This window comes from Tardiphaga sp. vice304, assembly GCF_007018905.1.
Lineage (GTDB): Bacteria > Pseudomonadota > Alphaproteobacteria > Rhizobiales > Xanthobacteraceae > Tardiphaga.
This window is the reverse complement of the sequence record NZ_CP041402.1, coordinates 5448371-5465637: the sequence shown is the minus strand read 5'-3', so window position 1 is coordinate 5465637 and position 17267 is coordinate 5448371. Positions and strand designations below refer to the sequence as shown.

18 protein-coding genes are annotated in these 17267 nt (G+C 65.0%); 10 read left to right on the top strand and 8 right to left on the bottom strand.

The annotated features are described in order from the left end of the window. Positions 1–32 precede the first annotated feature (32 nt). The 3 genes from FNL56_RS26065 (at position 33) to ispG (ending at position 3034) form a co-directional block, all read left to right on the top strand. Positions 33–530 (top strand): Fur family transcriptional regulator, encoded by a 498-nt coding sequence (locus FNL56_RS26065; protein WP_441351254.1) that lies wholly within the window; start codon positions 33–35, stop codon positions 528–530. 111 nt (positions 531–641) lie between these two features. After that, positions 642–1496, top strand: coding sequence for a DMT family transporter (locus tag FNL56_RS26060; protein ID WP_441351316.1), 855 nt, complete (start codon positions 642–644; stop codon positions 1494–1496). 242 nt (positions 1497–1738) lie between these two features. Beyond that, complete coding sequence (gene ispG / locus FNL56_RS26055; RefSeq protein WP_143575705.1) at positions 1739–3034, top strand: flavodoxin-dependent (E)-4-hydroxy-3-methylbut-2-enyl-diphosphate synthase; 1296 nt, start codon at positions 1739–1741, stop codon at positions 3032–3034. A gap of 19 nt (positions 3035–3053) precedes the next feature. Here the strand turns inward: ispG and FNL56_RS28905 are convergent, their stop codons facing one another. The 6 genes from FNL56_RS28905 to FNL56_RS26025 form a co-directional block, all read right to left on the bottom strand. Next, positions 3054–3347: a type II toxin-antitoxin system RelE/ParE family toxin gene (locus tag FNL56_RS28905; RefSeq protein WP_168203032.1), complete on the bottom strand. Its 294-nt coding sequence runs from the start codon at positions 3345–3347 to the stop codon at positions 3054–3056. Beyond that, positions 3344–3574 (bottom strand): hypothetical protein, encoded by a 231-nt coding sequence (locus tag FNL56_RS26045; protein WP_143575704.1) that lies wholly within the window; start codon positions 3572–3574, stop codon positions 3344–3346. Before FNL56_RS26045 ends, FNL56_RS28905 begins: the two co-directional genes overlap by 4 nt. A 46-nt stretch (positions 3575–3620) precedes the next feature. After that, positions 3621–4898 (bottom strand): mannosyltransferase family protein, encoded by a 1278-nt coding sequence (locus FNL56_RS26040; protein WP_143575703.1) that lies wholly within the window; start codon positions 4896–4898, stop codon positions 3621–3623. Positions 4899–4984: 86 nt separating this feature from the next. Then, complete coding sequence (locus FNL56_RS26035) at positions 4985–6589, bottom strand: Na+/H+ antiporter (protein WP_143575702.1); 1605 nt, start codon at positions 6587–6589, stop codon at positions 4985–4987. Between the two features lie 251 nt (positions 6590–6840). After that, positions 6841–7536 (bottom strand): DUF1345 domain-containing protein, encoded by a 696-nt coding sequence (locus FNL56_RS26030; protein WP_143575701.1) that lies wholly within the window; start codon positions 7534–7536, stop codon positions 6841–6843. Positions 7537–7538: 2 nt separating this feature from the next. Next, a complete protein-coding gene (locus FNL56_RS26025; protein ID WP_143575700.1) occupies positions 7539–8462 on the bottom strand; it encodes a polyprenyl synthetase family protein in 924 nt (307 codons plus the stop codon). A 169-nt stretch (positions 8463–8631) separates the two neighbouring features. Between FNL56_RS26025 and mtgA the strand changes: the two genes are divergently transcribed. From mtgA to FNL56_RS26010, 3 genes are all read left to right on the top strand, one after another. Beyond that, a complete protein-coding gene (gene mtgA, locus FNL56_RS26020; RefSeq protein ID WP_143575699.1) occupies positions 8632–9291 on the top strand; it encodes a monofunctional biosynthetic peptidoglycan transglycosylase in 660 nt (219 codons plus the stop codon). A 283-nt stretch (positions 9292–9574) separates the two neighbouring features. Then, positions 9575–9760: a 50S ribosomal protein L32 gene (gene rpmF, locus FNL56_RS26015; RefSeq protein WP_143575698.1), complete on the top strand. Its 186-nt coding sequence runs from the start codon at positions 9575–9577 to the stop codon at positions 9758–9760. A gap of 209 nt (positions 9761–9969) precedes the next feature. Further along, positions 9970–10692, top strand: a complete 723-nt coding sequence (locus FNL56_RS26010) for a hypothetical protein (RefSeq protein WP_143575697.1) — start codon at positions 9970–9972, stop codon at positions 10690–10692. Between the two features lie 4 nt (positions 10693–10696). Here the strand turns inward: FNL56_RS26010 and FNL56_RS26005 are convergent, their stop codons facing one another. Next, entirely contained in the window at positions 10697–11017 is a 321-nt protein-coding gene (locus FNL56_RS26005; RefSeq protein ID WP_143575696.1) for a hypothetical protein, read from the bottom strand. Between the two features lie 195 nt (positions 11018–11212). Here FNL56_RS26005 and FNL56_RS26000 point away from each other — a divergent pair, with 195 nt between their 5' ends. After that, positions 11213–12937, top strand: coding sequence for a bifunctional diguanylate cyclase/phosphodiesterase (locus FNL56_RS26000; protein ID WP_143582454.1), 1725 nt, complete (start codon positions 11213–11215; stop codon positions 12935–12937). Positions 12938–13124: 187 nt separating this feature from the next. Here the strand turns inward: FNL56_RS26000 and phaR are convergent, their stop codons facing one another. After that, entirely contained in the window at positions 13125–13733 is a 609-nt protein-coding gene (gene phaR / locus FNL56_RS25995) for a polyhydroxyalkanoate synthesis repressor PhaR (RefSeq protein WP_143575694.1), read from the bottom strand. Between the two features lie 315 nt (positions 13734–14048). Here phaR and FNL56_RS25990 point away from each other — a divergent pair, with 315 nt between their 5' ends. The 3 genes from FNL56_RS25990 (at position 14049) to yddG (ending at position 17155) form a co-directional block, all read left to right on the top strand. Beyond that, entirely contained in the window at positions 14049–15227 is a 1179-nt protein-coding gene (locus tag FNL56_RS25990; protein ID WP_143575693.1) for an acetyl-CoA C-acetyltransferase, read from the top strand. 151 nt (positions 15228–15378) lie between these two features. Beyond that, entirely contained in the window at positions 15379–16104 is a 726-nt protein-coding gene (gene phbB / locus FNL56_RS25985; RefSeq protein WP_143575692.1) for an acetoacetyl-CoA reductase, read from the top strand. Positions 16105–16288: 184 nt separating this feature from the next. Continuing rightward, a complete protein-coding gene (gene yddG / locus FNL56_RS25980) occupies positions 16289–17155 on the top strand; it encodes an aromatic amino acid exporter YddG (protein WP_143575691.1) in 867 nt (288 codons plus the stop codon). The last annotated feature ends 112 nt before the right edge of the window (positions 17156–17267 follow it).

Sequence of the window (17267 nt, the reverse complement as noted above, 5' to 3'; positions counted from 1 at the left end):
GCCCGACGCATTACATTATCGGTATGACCGCCTTGAAATCGAAATCCGTGGCGAAGCCGAGCTTTCCGCACCCCGGCCATGACCACGACCGCTGTACGGCCGACGCGATCCGGCATGCCGAAACGGTATGTGCCGGCCGGTCGCAGAAATTCACCCCGATCCGCCGCGCCGTGCTGGAGGCCCTGCTGGCCAGTCACCGGCCGCTCGGCGCCTATGAGGTGATCGACGAACTTGCCAAGGTGACCGCGCGTCCGGCGCCGATCACGGTGTACCGGGCGCTGGATTTCCTGATGGAGAACGGCCTCGTCCACCGCATCGAGAGCCGCAACGCCTTCCTGGCCTGCGCCCACGACCATGGCGAGGCCTCGATGGTGGCGTTTTTGATCTGCGACCGTTGCGGCTCGGTCGGCGAGGTGCCGGCCACCCGCGTGGCGCAGAGCCTCAACGACGCCGCCCGCACCACCGGCTTCGTGCCGAAACTGTCGGTGGTGGAAATCACCGGCACCTGCGCGCATTGCCACGCCAGCTAGCTACCCCGACAACGACAACACGGCGACAAGCCGGCACGAGGCACCATGTCCGTCACGCCCGATAAGGTCCCGCCCGGCGGGCGTTCGCTGACCATCGGCGCGGTCGCTCTGATGCTGATGCTGTGCCTGACCTGGGGCTTCAACCAGATCGCCATCAAGCTGGTGCTCCCCGAAATCCCGCCCTATCTGCAGGCGATGATCCGCTCGTCCGGCGCGCTGGTGGTAATCCTGCTGATTGCCGCCGTCCGCGGTACCAAATTGTTCGAGCGCGACGGCTCGCTGCCGGCCGGGCTGCTGTGCGGGCTGATGTTCGGCGTCGAATTCGTGCTGATCTTCCACGGCCTGCAATATACCTCGGCCAGCCGCGCCTCGGTGTTCCTGTACACCGCGCCGTTCTTCGTGGCGGCGGGGGCCTATCCGTTCCTGGGCGAGCGGCTGCGCGCCGTGCAATGGGCCGGGCTCGCGGTCAGCTTTACCGGCGTGGCGTTTGCGATCGGCGTGCCGCAGCCCAATGTCGATGCGCAGGTGCTGATGGGCGACCTGATGGTGGTGGCCGGCGCGGCGCTGTGGGCGGCCACCACCTTGTGCGTGAAGGCGACCCGGCTCGGCCGCTGCCCGCCGGAAAAAGCACTGGGATATCAGGTGGCGATCTCGATCCCGGTTCTCGGTCTCGCCGCCTGGCTGGCCGGCGAGACCATCCCCCGCATGCCCGGGACGCTGACGCTGTCCTTGATGGCGTTTCAGGCGATCTGGGTGGTCGGCATGACGTTCATGATCTGGTTCAGCCTGGTCCGGGTCTATTCCGCCAGCAAATTGTCGGCCTTCACCTTCATCACCCCTTTGATCGGCGTCGCCGGCGGCTATCTGATCCTGCACGACCCGCTGACCCCGGCCTTCGGGGTCGCGGCGGTGCTGGTGATCGTGGGGCTGTATCTGGTGAACAAGCCGGCAGCGCGGGCGGTTTAGATATTCGACGCGCTCTTACCGGCATTTAAGCAACTGTTCTGTAAGAGTATTTTTTCGATTTCAATGTGCCGGCGCGGTGCGCCCGATGTGCCGATATCCGCCGCGTCGTCAGCAAATTGTCAGCTTTTACCGCTATACCCCCTTAACCTCAGTGCCCCGACTGGCTATTTCAGGGCCGGTGCACGACACGGTGACCATTGATCCATTGCTGAATGTCACCAAAACCTGATATTCGAGACCCCATGAACATGCTTGAAAAACCGCCGCAGAGAGATGTCGCCGGCCCGATGGCCCGGCATCGCAGCACCCAGGTCATGGTCGGCAACGTCGCCGTCGGCGGCGGCGCCCCGATCGTCGTGCAGTCGATGACCAACACCGACACCGCCGACATCCAGGGCACCATCGAACAGGTCGCAGCCCTTTCGCGCGCCGGTTCGGAAATGGTCCGCATCACCGTCGACCGCGATGAGGCGGCGGCCGCCGTGCCGCATATCCGCGACGAGCTGCGCAAGCGCGGCATCACCACGCCGCTGATCGGCGATTTCCACTACATCGGCCACAAGCTGCTGGCCGACCACCCGGCCTGCGCCGAGGCGCTCGACAAGTACCGCATCAATCCGGGCAATGTCGGCTTCAAGGCGAAGCGCGACACCCAGTTCACCGACATCGTCGAGATGGCGCTGAAGTACGACAAGACGATCCGGATCGGCGCCAATTGGGGCTCGCTCGATCAGGAACTGCTGACCAAGCTGATGGACGAGAACGCGCTGCTGGCCGAGCCGAAGGACGTTCGCGCCGTGACCCGCGAGGCGATGGTGCAGTCGGCTTTGCTGTCCGCCGCGCGCGCCGAGGAAATCGGCCTGCCGAAGAACCGCATGATCCTGTCGGCCAAGGTTTCTGCCGTGCAGGACCTGATCGCGGTGTACCAGACGCTGGCGGAACGCTCCGACTACGCGATCCATCTCGGACTCACCGAGGCCGGCATGGGCTCGAAGGGCATCGTCGCATCCAGCGCGGCGCTCGGCATCCTGCTGCAGCAGGGCATTGGCGACACCATCCGTATTTCGTTGACGCCGGAGCCCGGCGGCGACCGCACGCTGGAAGTCCAGGTCGCGCAGGAACTGCTGCAAACCATGGGTTTCCGCACCTTCGTGCCGCTGGTCGCGGCGTGCCCCGGCTGCGGTCGCACCACGTCGACCACGTTCCAGGAACTGGCGCGCTCGATCCAGGACTTCATCCGCGTCGAGATGCCGGGCTGGAAGACCACCTATCCGGGCGTCGAAGCGCTGAACGTCGCGATCATGGGCTGCATCGTCAACGGCCCCGGCGAATCCAAGCACGCCGACATCGGCATCTCGCTGCCGGGCACCGGCGAAACTCCGGCCGCGCCGGTGTTCGTCGATGGCAAGAAATTCCGCACGCTGCGCGGGCCCAACATCGCCGCCGACTTCAAGGCGATGGTGATCGACTATATCGACCACCGCTACGGCTCGGGCGCGGCATTGCCGGCACAGGTCGGCGCGGACGCGGCGGAGTAACTCGGAGCGCCGGCGGAGGTTAGTCTTCTGCCGGCGGTTGCTTGCGGGCCGTGTGCCGCACGCTGACGATTAGCACTTCGTCATCCGATTGGTGGATCTCGTAAAGGATCACGTAGGGGTAATTAACGACGAAAAGTCGACGCACGCCGGCAACCTGCGACTCTTTGCCTGAAAACGGAAACTCACGCAAAAATCGGGCTCGATGAAGAATGCGCTGGGCAACGGATCTGGCCGACGCCGGACTTCGCTCCCTGACAAATGCGAAGATTTGCTCAAGTTCTCGTCTCGCGGTGTCCGACCACCGCAGCTTCACGGGAAATATCGATTGAACAACGCTGTGACTTCTTCGTCGCTGACGATCCGCCCAGCGCGGATGTCAGCCTGGCCACGTTCGATGGCCGCTCGATCTTCATCCGTCAATTCGTAATCCTCGGCATGCCGGGTTTCGATCTCGACAATCGACTGGGCGAGCTCTTCCTTGGCCTCTTCCGACCAGGTCGAAACCCGCGCTATCAGCTCTGCCAGTGCTTCATTTGTCATGCCGGGATATTACCAAATCTCCCGGAATTCCGCATCTGGTTTTGGATCACCCGACCCACTGCCATTGCGAGAACAAAGCCGCGTAGACCAGCAGCAGGCCGCCGAACACGCCGACCATCGCCGGCGCAGCCCAGCGCCAGCGGTTGCTCAACAGGGTCAGCGTCAGGAACAGCGGAAACGAGACGATGTTGAAGCGGGCCATCGAGGTGAAGCCGGCGGGACCGCCGCTCAGGGTCAGATAGGGCAGCAACAGCAGCAGGCTGGCGAACAGCGCCATGCCGCGGCCGATCCCGGCGAACCAAGCGCGCACGATCAGTCCGATAAAGATCAGCGTGAACCACTGGTCGAGCCCGGCGGGGCTCATGTCGGCGAGATTGATGTTGCGCAGCGGCTCCAGCAGCAGCGCCGACACGATGCGCGTCAGCATCGACGTGTTCTCGTGAAACGCCGCCTGTCCGTCTGAAAATGCCATCGGGTTACCGAATGTGGCGCTCAGATAGGCCATGTAAAGCCACAGGCCGGAAGTCGCGATGATCGCCAGCGGCACGGCCTCGATGAGGAACCGGCGCGGCGACCGGCTGCGCCACAGTTCGAACAGCAGCACGGGACACAGCACGACGCCGCTGGATCGGGTGGCGATGGCAAGCCCGGCCAGCACCGCCGCCGCCAGGAAGTGCTGGCGGCCGACGGCGTAGAAAAAACAGACCATCAGCAGCAGCGCCAGCGGTTCGGTATAGCCGGCAGACAGGAAGATCGACGACGGAAAGAACGAGATCATCGCCACGGTGGTCAGTGCGGTGCGGTCGTCGAACCGTTCGCGTATCAGCCTGAACAACATCAGGATGGCCGCGACGGACGCCAGGTTGGCGACCAGCAGTAGCGCATCGTAGATCTCGATGCGCAGCACGCCGGCCACAAATCGCGACAGCATCGGATAAAGCGGATAGAACACCACAGTCTGGGTCTGGCCGGGATCGCCGTTGTATTTGTAGCCTTCGCGGGCGATCAGCCCGTACCACTCCGAATCCCAGCGCAGCAGCCGGTGATACCAACTGGCGCCACCGAGCCAGGTGTCGTTGCCCAGCGGAACATAGGTCCGTCCGAACACCACGCCGAAAAACACCAGCAGCCGCGAACCGAGATAGATCACCAGTGCCTGGGCATAGGGAACGACCCGGCGCAGCCGCTCGGTCCAGCCGTCGAGCATCACCGTGGTCAGCCGATCGGCAGTGGTGCCGGTCAGCGTAGTTACGCCCGCGCTTTCAAGCATTTCAGACCGATCGGCGACGCCATTGTCGAAAGCGAGTGGTGCGGGCGGTGACAAGACCGTCTCCGGACCAGGGCAGGGTCGTATGGTCCTATGTTGCTAACACAACATAGGCTGAAACCGCAGTAATATGCGTGCCAGCGCTAGATCGGCATCCGTCGGTATTCCCGGTTGATCAGTCCTGCCTCTTCCAGATCGAGATCGCGCTCGATCCGGCGGCGGCTTTCGTCGGTGATCTTGCCGTCGCGCAGTTGCATGTGGATGAACTTGCGTTCGGCGGCGATCAGTTCGCGCACCAGATCGGTCCCCAACGCGGAATTGTCCGCGTCGGGATCGAGCTGCTCCGGCAACTGCCCGGAGCGCACCTCGTGCCTCTTGCGCAACAGCTTCAGGACTTCCTCGGACAGTTCGCGATCGTCGGTCATGGCGTCGAGCGAGGCGAGTGCGGCGCTCAGCGCCTCGCGGCGGGCTTCGAGTTCGGCCTCGTGCTCGGCGATGTGCTCGTCGCGGCCCTCCTTGCCCAGGCCCAGCAGCTTCACCACGACCGGCAGGCCGAGCCCGAAGCCGACCAGCGTGATCAGGATGATGTTGAAGGTGACAAACAGGATCAGGTCGCGTGACGGAAAGCCTTCGCCGGACGGCAGCGCGAACGGCAGCGCCAGCGCCGCGGCCAGCGACACCGCGCCGCGCACGCCGGTGAAGGCCACGACGAAGGTCCACTTCCAGTTCGGCGCCGGATCGGATTTGCGCAGTTTCGGGTTCAGCCAGCGCGGCAGGTAGATCGCGGGATATACCCAGGCAAAGCGCGCAATCACGATCACCACGCCGACCAGAGCGGTCGCGAGCAGAATGTCGCCGATGACGAATGCCTTGGACTTTTCGATCAATAGCCGCATCTGGAAACCGGTGAGCAGGAACAGCATGCCCTCGATCAGGTAGACCACGAGGTCCCAGAAGAAGATGCCCTGCAGGCGGGTCGCGGCCGAGATCAGCAGCGGGCCGTTCCACGAAATGTAGAGGCCGCAGACCACGGTGGCGATGATGCCGGAGCCGCCGAAATGCTCCGGGATCAGATAGGCGACATAGGGCGTCAGCAGCGATAGCGTGATCTCGACCTGCGGGTCGCGCGCGGCGTGGCGCAGCCGCAGGCTGGCCCATCCGATCAGAAGGCCAAAGGCAAATTCGCATGTCAGGATGGCGGCGAAGGTGCCTGCGGCGACCGGCAGCGAGAACGCGCCGGTGGTGATGGCGACCACGGCAAAGCGGTACAGGATCAGCGTGGTGGCGTCGTTGGCGAGGCCTTCGCCTTCCAGCACCGTCAGCATGCGCCGCGGCAGGCCGAGCTTCTTGGCCACCGCAATGGGCGCCACGACGTCCGGCGGCGCCACGATGGCGCCGAGCAGGAAGCCCACGCCCCACGGCAGGCCGATCAGGAAATGCGTCGCGGTGGCCACCGCGCAGGCGGTGAAGATCACGCAGCCGACGGCGAGCAGCGTGATCAGTCGCAGGCTGGCGCGGAACTCGCGCCAGCTCATCGCGACCGACGCCGAATAGATCAGCGGCGGCAGCACGCCGAGCAGCACCGCTTCGGGCGGCAGCTCGATCGCCGGCATGCACGGCACGAAGGCCAGCGCGCCGCCGGCCAGCAGCGCCAGGATTGCATGCGCCATGTTGATGCGGCGTGCGAGATAGGCGGTGCCGGCGAGCACGGCGAGCAGTACCAGGAAGATAGGGAACTTGGTTTCCACGCAATGTCCTCTAAAAGTGTAGTTTGCCCGTCAAGGCGTCGAGGTCAATGCGGTGCGCGATCTTGTTTCCCTCTCCCCTTGTGGGAGAGGGTGGATCGACCGCTCTAGCGAAGCTTCGCTTCGCACGGGCGGTCGAGACGGGTGAGGGGGAGCCGCGAGTTCAGTCGCCAAGAACCCCCTCATCCGACCGCGCTATCGCGCGGCCACCTTCTCCCACAAGGGGAGAAGGAAGTAAGAAAGAGGAAAAGAGCTCAGATCGCACTCGCCGCGATGTTGACCATCAGCGCCACCAACGCGGTGTTGAAGATGAACGAGACGATGCCGTGCGCCGTGGCGATGCGGCGGATCGGCTTGTCGGTGATACCGACGTCGGAGGTCTGTGCCGTCATCCCGATGACAAAGGCGAAATACACGAAATCCCAATAGTCGGGATGGTCGGGTGTATCGTCGTCGCCGGTGGGAAACGCCAGCCCGCCGGGTTTTTCGTCGCGGTAGAATTCGTGCGCGTAATGCAGCGCGAAGGTGGTGTGCACCGCGGCCCATGACAGCGTGATGGTGTGCACGGCCAGCGCGAGAGCCGGCGGCGCGTGCTTGCCGGCGCCGAGTTCGAACACGATGGCGGCGATGCTGGCGAAAGCGCCGAGGGCTGCCACCAGCAGGATGATGATACTGCCGTCGTCCTGCAGCACGGCGTTGCGGCGGATGTTGCTGCGGTCGCAGCGCGCCATCATGCCGAACACCAGCGCCAGATAGGCGGCGACGAAAATGTCCCAGCCAATCAAGAGCCGGGTTACCAGCCGCAGCTCGCCGGGCAGCAGGAAGAAGGCCACGACGCCGATCGCCATCGCGACGAAGGTGCGCGGCCGGGCGTACACGATGCGCAGCGGTCGCGGCAGTTTTTCGAAGCGGGCGACGAGCTGGTCCAATTCTTGGCCCGGCTTTGTCATGCTCAGTTCTTGCGGTCGGCGACGAAGCGGGCGGCAGCGCGCAGCACGTCGCCGCGGGCGCCGAACACCGCCAGCGCGGCATCCGCGGTGGCGATCAGGTCGCCGACCCGCGACTTGGCGCCTTTGAGCCCGAGCTGCGTCACGAACGTGGTCTTGCCGAGGGCTGCGTCGGCCCCGGCCGGCTTGCCCAGGGAGGCGGCGTCGCCCTCGACGTCGAGCAGGTCGTCGGCGATCTGGAAAGCTTCTCCGAGCGCGCGGCCGTAATCATCGAGCGCCTTGTACTGGTCGGGCGTCGCCTGGCCGAGCAGGGCGCCGGCGATGCAGCCGAAGCGGAGCAGGGCGCCGGTCTTCATCTGCTGCACCCGGGCCACATCGACCGGCCCGGTATCGCCGAACCGGCCTTCGCCGGCGAGATCGAGCATCTGGCCCCCGACCATGCCGCCGAGGCCGGCGCAGCGTGCCAGCGCGCGGGTCAAGAGCAGGCGGACGGTGGGGTCTTTATGAATTTCGTCGCGGGTGATGATGTCGAAGGCCAGCGTCAGCAGCGCGTCGCCGGCCAGGATCGCGGTGGCGTCGTCGGTGGCCTTGTGCAGGGTAGGACGGCCGCGACGCAGGTCGCTGTTGTCCATCGCCGGGAGATCGTCATGGATCAGCGAATAGCAGTGGATGCATTCCAGCGCGGCGCCGACCAGAAGTGCCGCGTCGCGCGGCACGCCGAATACCGCCGCACTCTCCACCACCAGGAACGGCCGCAGCCGCTTGCCGCCGCCGAGGCTGGAATAGCGCATCGCGTCCATTAGCCGCTTCGGGCGCGCAATCTCGTCCGGCAGCAGGGTGTCGTCGAGCAGTCGGGCCAGCACGGCTTCGGTGTCTTCGGCGGTCTGGTCGAGGCGGGTGGCGAAATCAGTGGGGGCGCCGGTCGTCATTTCAGAATAGCTCCAGATCAATTCGGCGGGACAATCCTCCATGGCAGGCGCGGCGTCAATTCCGCGGTGGCGTCCCGCAGCATATCCCGCATGCTTGCTTAACCGCCTTGAAAAGCCCGAGGAATCCCCGCTCTATCGGCGCAGCCGAAGCAACCCGGAAACCATCGCCTTGCGCATCCTTCGCCGCCTGATCCTGATCGTCGTGCTGCTGCTGGCGCTGCCTTACCTGCTGACGCCGCTCTACAGCCTCGGCCACCCCGTCTCGGCGCTGATGGCATGGCGCTTCGTGACGGGATCGCCGGTGGAGCGGAGCTGGGTGGATCTTTCGGCGATGTCGCCGGCGCTGCCGCGCAGCGTGGTGGCCTCCGAGGACGCCAGTTTCTGCAAACATAACGGGATCGACTGGAATTCGCTGCAGAACGCCATCGAGGACGCGCAGGACGGGGAGGTATCCGGCGGCGGATCCACCATCACCCAGCAGGTCGCCAAGAACCTGTTTCTGTGGCCGGGCCGCAGCGTGGTTCGAAAGGGGCTGGAGATCCCGCTGGCGATGTGGATCGACCTGGTGCTGACCAAGGCGCGGATCCTGGAAATCTACCTCAACATCGCCGAAATGGGCCCGTCCGGCCAATTCGGCGCCGAATCCGCCGCCAAATTCGCCTTCGGCCGATCGGCCACCAATTTGTCGGCGCGCGACGCGGCCTTGCTGGCGGCGGTGCTGCCGAACCCGATCACCCGCAGTGCGAAGACGCCGGGTCCGGGCGTCCGGCGCCTGGCCTCGACCTATCAGGCCCGCGCGCAGGCGGCGGAATTGCAGAAATGCTGGTGATTAAGGCTGTCATTCCGGGGCGCGGGCGGCGTCAGCCGACCGCGAACCCGGAATCCCGGAGTGTTTGAACATGTCGAGGTTCCGGGTTCGCTCGCGCTGGAGCGCTCGCGCCCCGGAACGACAGTGAGAGGCGGTCCGAAATTCCGCTCGCGCCGCCCTAGCCATTCCGTCCCCGTTCCGTTATAGACACCGCCTTATCGACGATTTTGTCCGCGCCCCGGCGCCGGGCCGTCCGTCCGCGGATGCCGATCGAACACTCTGACATCACTGCAAGGACCATCCCATGGCCGTTCCCAGAAGAAAAACATCGCCGTCGCGGCGTGGCATGCGCCGTTCGGCTGACGCGCTCAAGACCCCGACCTATGCGGAAGACAAGGATTCCGGCGAACTGCGTCGCCCGCATCACCTCGACATGAAGACCGGCATGTACAAGGGCCGTCAGGTTCTGACGATCAAGAAAGAATCCTGACCGCCGCCCGAAGGCGCGCCGCTCCCCGCGGCGCAGCTCTCGAGGTGAGCCAAGGTTCAGGACAAGCGGGTCGAAGCGTCGGGCGGGTTCAGTAAAACTGCACTTCCGCCCGAATTCGCTCCAACTCTGGAGCTAATCGCTGGATTCCAGTACGCATCGGCGTCGCCGGACGGCGCGTCCGATTCTCTCGCTTGCAAAGAAGGCCCAAGATGGCGTTTCCGCTGCTGCTGATTCCGCTGGCGATCTGCAACATCATCGTTTTCCTGATGCCCGACCTGGCGCTGTCCGTGCCGGTGCCGCTGTTTTCGATCACCCTGATGTCGAAGGACGTCTGGACGGTGACGCTGAACGACATGCTGGTCGCGCTCGGCATCTTGCTGTTGCTGCTGGAAGTGATGCGCGCGGCGCGTCCGGCGGCGAAATATTTCACCGATCACCTGCTGTCGCTCTTGGTGTTCGGCGGCGCTGCCGCCGAATTTGTCATGCTGCCGAAATTCGGCAACTCGACCTTCTTCCTGATTACCCTGATTGCGATGGTGGATTTCTTCGCCGGCATCTCGCTGCGGGCGCGTCGCCCCCGACGCGTGGCTGTGGCGGCCGAACCGGTGCGACCCGCGCCGGCCCCGCGCTCCGAGCCGTCCGAACTGGTCGCCGTCCCGCCGGCTCCGGTGATGCCGCCGCCGGCCGCTGTGGTTCCGCCGGCCACGTCGGTCGCCGAAGCAGCACTGCTGGAAAATTCGACGCCGCCACCGGTGCCCGCGGTCGAACCGCGGACCGAGCCCAGGCTGGATGCGACGTCCGCGCCGCGGCCGGATGCCGAGCCGATCCCTCCGGAAGTCGTCGCCCACACCTCGCCGCAGATCACGTCACCCGACCTGCAGCCCGGCAATGGCCCGCATCCGTCCAAAGATATCCCCCCGACGACGCGCTGAACCGTCAGCAGATCCGGCGCGTGACGCCGGCCACGGCTCGGCGGTTTGCGACGGCCCGATAGGCCGCGTCCACATCCGCCGCCTCGGCGCGGCGCAGGCTGCGGGTTTGCGGGCTCTGTTCGGCGGTCGCAATCAGCTGGATGATGAAATAGGGGTCCGGCCGCGACAGGCTGTAGCTTGGCGGTGCGGTTCGCCGCGGCGCTGTCGTCTCGATGATCGCGCCGGACGCCTCAGGCACAGCCGTGCCATCGCGCCGCGATCGCGGCGGGGTCTGGCTGATCCGACTGATTCCAACGATCCGCATAGCGATCAGCGTCCGCTTCAATTCGGGACAGGAACGTCCCCCTTGAGAGCTGCTTCGCAAGGCACATGCCGGCGCGCGCATGCGGCCCGGCCGGCATCCACTCGGCGTGCAAACCCGGCCTTTCTCGAATTGTTCAGAAACTTTCGCTAGAATCGACGCATCCGCGCCGTCACAATCTGACGCGAACCCGCGAAGGCGTCCCACAATGAGGCGACTGTGATATCCGGCCCATTACCGATCAGCGGCGCCCCAAGCCCCGATGATATTCTGGCCGCGCTCGGCCAGGCGGCCTTTGTCTGGGATGTCGCCACCGACACGATCGTCTGGACCGACCAGGCGGCGGCGATCTTCAGGGACGTGCCCGCCGCCGCGCTGGCGACCGGCGCCGGCCTGTCGGCGCTGATCGAGCCTCATCGCACGGTGCGGACCGAGGCGCTCAGCCAGGCGATCGCCGCCCGCGAGGCGGGCGCGGCGCCGGACCAGGGCGGCTGCTACCGGATCGAATATGGCATCCGCGGCAGCACCGCGGACACCGTGCTGTGGATCGAGGAAACCGGGTACTGCCTCGGCGCCACGGGCGAGACGCTGCGCGTGCAGGGCATCGTCCGCATCAACAACGAGCGGCACGCCCGCGAGGAGCAACTGCTCAAGCTGTCGCAGCATGATCCGGTCACCGGCGCGCTCAATCGCGCCAATCTGCTGATCGCGCTGGCCGAAGCCATCGAGGAGAGCTCCCGGTTTCGCTCTTCCTTTGTTTTCATGCTGGTCGGCATCGACCATCTGGCGCGGATCAATGACGCCTTCGGCTTCGACGTCGCCGACGAGGTGATCGCCGAGATCGCGAAGCGGATCGGCGTGCGGCTGCGCGGCGGCGATGTGATGGGGCGGTTTTCGGGCAACAAGTTCGGGCTGATCCTGAAGAATTGCAGCGTCGACGAGGCCAATGTCGCGGCCGAACGTTTCCTGCAGGTCATCCGCAGCGACGTGATCCTGACCCGTTCCGGCCCGGTGTCGGTGACGGCGTCGATCGGCGCGATCGCGGTGCCGCGCTATGCCCGCACCAATGACGAGGCGATCAACCGTGCGCAGGAAGCGCTGGAGATGGCCAAGCGCCGCCGCAACGGCAGTTCGGCGATGTGGCGGCCCAATGTCGAGCGCGAGGCGCAGCGCCGCGTCAACATCCGCGTCACCGACGAGATCGTCACCGCGCTGAACGAGCGCCGCATCGTGGTGGCGTTCGAGCCGGTGGTGCATGCCGGCTCGCGCCATCCGGCGTTCTACGAATGCCTGGTCAGGATGCGGCAGGAAGACGGCGAGGTGCTGCTGGCGCCGGACGTGGTGCCGGTGGCCGAGAAGCTCGGCCTGATCCGGCTGGTCGATCACCGCGTGCTGGAACTGGTGATGGCAGAACTGTCGGCGTCGCCGCACGTCCAGCTCAGCCTGAACATTTCGCCCGATACCACGATGGATTCGGACTGGTGGTCCTCGATCGAGTCGATGATGCGCGCCCATCCCGGCGTGGCCGAGCGGATGATCGTCGAGATCACCGAGACGGTGGCGATCCAGGATCTCGATGACGTCCGCGGCTTCGTGACCCGGGTGAAGAATTTCGGCGGTCGCATCGCCATCGACGATTTCGGCGCCGGCTACACGTCGTTCCGCAACCTGCGCAAGCTCGGCGTCGATATCGTGAAGATCGATGGCGCCTTCGTGCAGAACATCGCGCGCTCCGCCGATGACCGAGCCTTCGTGCAGACCATGATCGATCTCAGCCGCAGGCTGGGCATCAAGACGGTGGCGGAATGGGTGCAGGACGAAATATCCGCCGATCTGCTGCGCGACTGGGGCTGCGACTACATCCAGGGCAAACTGATCGGGCTGGCCGCCCCGGAGCGCCCTTGGCTGGACGACACCGCCGCGCCACGACCGGCGATGGGATAGCTCTTACTTCTTCCTTCTCCCCTTGTGGGAGAAGGTGGCGCCGACGAAGTCGGCGTCGGATGAGGGGTCTCTGGGCGACGGCGTTTGAGGCTACCCCTCACCCGGATCGAACCGCTTCGCGGTTCGATCCACCCTCTCCCACAAGGGGAGAGGGAAGAAAGTGAGTCTGGCTGCTATCTCAGCTCACCTACTCCGATTTGTGCTCCGGCTTCACCTCGTGCGACATGCGCTCGAGGCGATCCTGCATATCCTTCATCTGGCGGCGCAGATCGTCGATGTTGCCGGCGTCGGGCGCCGGCTCCTGTGGTGCTTCCGGCTCGCTCATCGGCATGCCGGCGCGATTCGGGACAAACGGTTTGAACATCGAGAAGGTCTGCTGAAACATTTCCATGTTGCGACGGACATGTTCTTCCAGCGGCGCGAAGGGCGTCATGCTGAACGTATTGGTGAGCTGCTTGCGGAATTTCTCCTGCTCGCGCGTCAGCGAATCGATCGACTGCTCGAGATATTTCGGCACCACCATCTGCATGCTGTCGCCGTAGAAGCGGATCAACTGGCGCAGGAAGGTGGTCGGCAGCAGGCTCTGGCCAGCCTTGTTTTCCTGTTCGAAAATGATCTGGGCCAGCACCGAGCGGGTGATGTCGTCGCCGGTCTTGGCGTCGTAGACGAGGAAATCCTCGCCGTCCTTCACCATTGTCGCAAGGTCCTCAAGCGTCACATACGTACTGGTTCCGGTATTATAGAGCCGGCGGTTCGCGTATTTCTTGATTGTCGTGGGCTGATCTGATTTCGCCATGGGGCTCACACATACACCGAGGACAGGGATCCGCTGACAGTGCGCCAACGGATTTAATTAGGGGGTTAACCAACGCATTGCAGCAAAGAAAGCACTTTCGCGAAGCTTCGGCTACCGTTTTGTGCGGCACGGTTAAAATCGCAGCATGGCTGTGCTATGCAAACGGACATTGGTGGTAATTTGCGTGCGCTGCAGCAAATCCGCTATGGCTAATTGACAGTGCTCGCCTACGTTAACAGGATGGACACCAGTCGAATTTCGCCGAAATCCGGCGATCTCGTTTCATAAAAAACTTCAGCAACAGGAGAGATGCCCATGTCCGACGATGTCGTCATCGTCAGCGCTGCCCGCACCCCGGTCGGCAGCTTCAACGGCGCGTTCGCCACCATGCCCGCCCATGAGCTCGGCGCCATCGCGATCAAGGCCGCGCTGGAGCGCGGTGGTATCGAACCGGGCCGCGTGTCCGAAGTCATCATGGGCCAGATCCTGACCGCCGCGCAGGGCCAGAACCCGGCGCGTCAGGCCTCGATCGCCGCCGGCCTGCCGGTGGAAACCTCGGCCTGGGGCGTCAACATGCTGTGCGGCTCCGGCCTGCGCACCGTGGCGCTCGGCTATCAGGCGCTGCTGAACGGCGACTCCGAGATCGTCGTTGCCGGCGGTCAGGAATCCATGAGCATGGCGCCGCATGCGCAGTATCTGCGCGGCGGCGTGAAGATGGGTCCGGTGGAATTCGTCGATACCATGATCAAGGACGGGCTGTGGGATGCCTTCAACGGCTATCACATGGGCAACACGGCCGAGAACGTGGCGCAGAAGTACCAGATCACCCGCCAGCAGCAGGACGAATTCGCGGTCGCTTCGCAGCAGAAGGCGGAAGCCGCACAGAAGGCCGGCAAGTTCGCGCAGGAGATCATCCCGGTCACCGTCAAGTCGCGCAAGGGCGACATCATCGTCGACACCGATGAATATCCGCGCCACGGCGCGACCATCGAGGCGATGGCCAAGCTGAAGCCGGCCTTCCTGAAGGACGGAACCGTCACCGCGGGCTCCGCTTCGGGCATCAATGACGGCGCCGCCGCCGTAGTGCTGATGACCGCGAAGCAGGCCGCGAAAGAAGGCCGGACCGTGCTTGGCCGCATCGTGTCGTGGGGCCAGGCCGGCGTCGATCCGTCGATCATGGGCACCGGGCCGATCCCGGCGTCGCGCGCCGCGCTGAAAAAGGCTGGCTGGAAGATCGAGGACCTCGATCTGATCGAGGCCAACGAGGCCTTCGCGGCACAGGCCTGCGCGGTCAACAAGGACCTCGGCTGGGATCCCTCGAAGGTCAACGTCAATGGCGGCGCGATCGCGATCGGCCATCCGGTCGGCGCGTCCGGCGCGCGCGTGCTGGTGACGCTGCTGCACGAGATGGCGAAGCGCGACGCCAAGAAGGGGCTTGCGACGTTGTGCATCGGCGGCGGCATGGGCATCGCGATGTGCATCGCTCGCGACTAACCACCAGGCGTCACGCACTGGACACATCGTCGCGCGATTGCACTGCACACTACTAACAAAAGGCCCGGCGCACTCGCGTCGGGCCTTTTTGCTTGAAGTTCATCGCACAGCCCTATTTATTCGCTACATAAGAAGAAGCGGGAGGACGGTCATGGGACGTGTTGCGTTGGTGACGGGCGGAACGAGGGGTATCGGGGCGGCGATCAGCAAGGCGTTGAAGGGCGCGGGTTACAATGTTGCGGCATGTTACGCCGGCAATGACGCGGTGGCGGAGAAGTTCAAAAGCGAGACCGGAATTCCGGTCTACAAATGGGACGTCTCGTCATTCGAGGCCTGCGCCGAGGGCGTCAAGCAGGTCGAGGCCGATCTCGGTCCGGTCGACGTGCTGGTCAACAATGCCGGCATCACCAAGGACGGCGCGTTTCACAAGATGACGTCGGAGCAGTGGAGCGCGGTGATCAACACCAATCTCGGCTCGCTGTTCAACATGACGCGCCCGGTGATCGAAGGCATGCGGTCGCGCAAATTCGGCCGCATCGTCAGCATCTCCTCGATCAACGGCCAGAAGGGCCAGTTCGGCCAGGTCAATTATTCCGCGGCCAAGGCCGGCGACATCGGCTTCACCAAGGCGCTCGCGCTGGAGAATGCCAAGCTCGGCATCACGGTGAACGTGATCTGCCCGGGCTACATCAATACCGAGATGGTGCAGGCGGTGCCGAAGGACGTGCTGGAAAAAACCATCCTGCCGCAGATCCCGGTCGGCCGCCTCGGCGAACCCGAGGAGATCGCCCGCGCCGTGATGTTCCTCGCCGCCGACGAGGCCGGCTTCATCACCGGCTCGACGCTGACGGTGAATGGTGGGCAGTATCACGCATAGGATGTCTCTTTCTTCCCCTCTCCCCTTGTGGGAGAGGGTGGCCGCGCGAAGCGCGGACGGGTGAGGGGGGCCGCACGCGACGTCGCCAAACGCCCCCTCATCCGACGCCGACTTCGTCGGCACCACCTTCTCCCACCGAGCGAAGCTCCGCTTCGCGCGGGGGAGAAGGAAGAAACGAGACTTCATGACTCCCCGCACTGCCACCATGATCGGGCTCACCGCCATCCTGATGTGGTCGCTGCTCTCCGTGATGACGGTGGCCACCGGGACGATGCCGCCGTTCCAGCTGATGGCGATGACGTTTGCGATCGGGGCCATGGCGAGTTTCGCGGTGAGGCCGCGGGCGTTGCGCGCGCTCAGGCAGCCGTGGCGGGCCGCGATGGTCGGAATCGGCGGGCTGTTCGGCTACCACGCTTTGTATTTCGTAGCATTGCGGCTGGCGCCTCCGGCGGAAGCCGGCCTCTTGAACTATCTGTGGCCGCTGTTGATCGTGTTGCTGTCCTCCTTCCTGCCCGGCGAAGGGCTGCGCGCGCATCATGTGATCGGCGCGCTGCTCGGGCTGGCCGGCACGGTCGTGCTGCTGTGGGGCAATATCGATCTGGTCGCGACGCCAACGCAATTGGCCGGCTACGCCGCGGCGCTGGCGGCGGCCTTCGTCTGGGCCGGCTATTCGGTGCTGTCGCGCCGCTTCAAGGCGGTGCCGACCGATGCGGTGGCGGGCTTCTGCGCCATCACCGCGCTGCTGGCCGGGGCGGTGCATGTCGTTGCCGAAACCACGGCCTGGCCTGCGTCGCCGCTGGCCTGGATCGCTGTCGCAGCACTCGGCGTGGGTCCGGTGGGGGCGGCGTTCTTCGCCTGGGACATCGGCATGAAGCGCGGCGACATCCGCGTGCTGGGGGCTGCGTCCTACGCGACGCCGCTTTTGTCGACGTCGTTTCTGATCCTGGCGGGCTATGCGCAGCCGAGCGCCAACCTCGCGCTGGCCGCGGCCTTGATCGCCGGCGGCGGGCTGATCGCGGCGAAGGAGTTGCTGCGGAAGAAAAGCGCATAGGCGCGGCTCTTTTTTCCCTCCCCCAAAGCGAAGCGAAGCTTCGCGTGGTGGGGAGGGTGGCCGCGCGAAGCGCGGTCGGGTGGGGGGGCGCCACATGCGCTATCGAGCATGC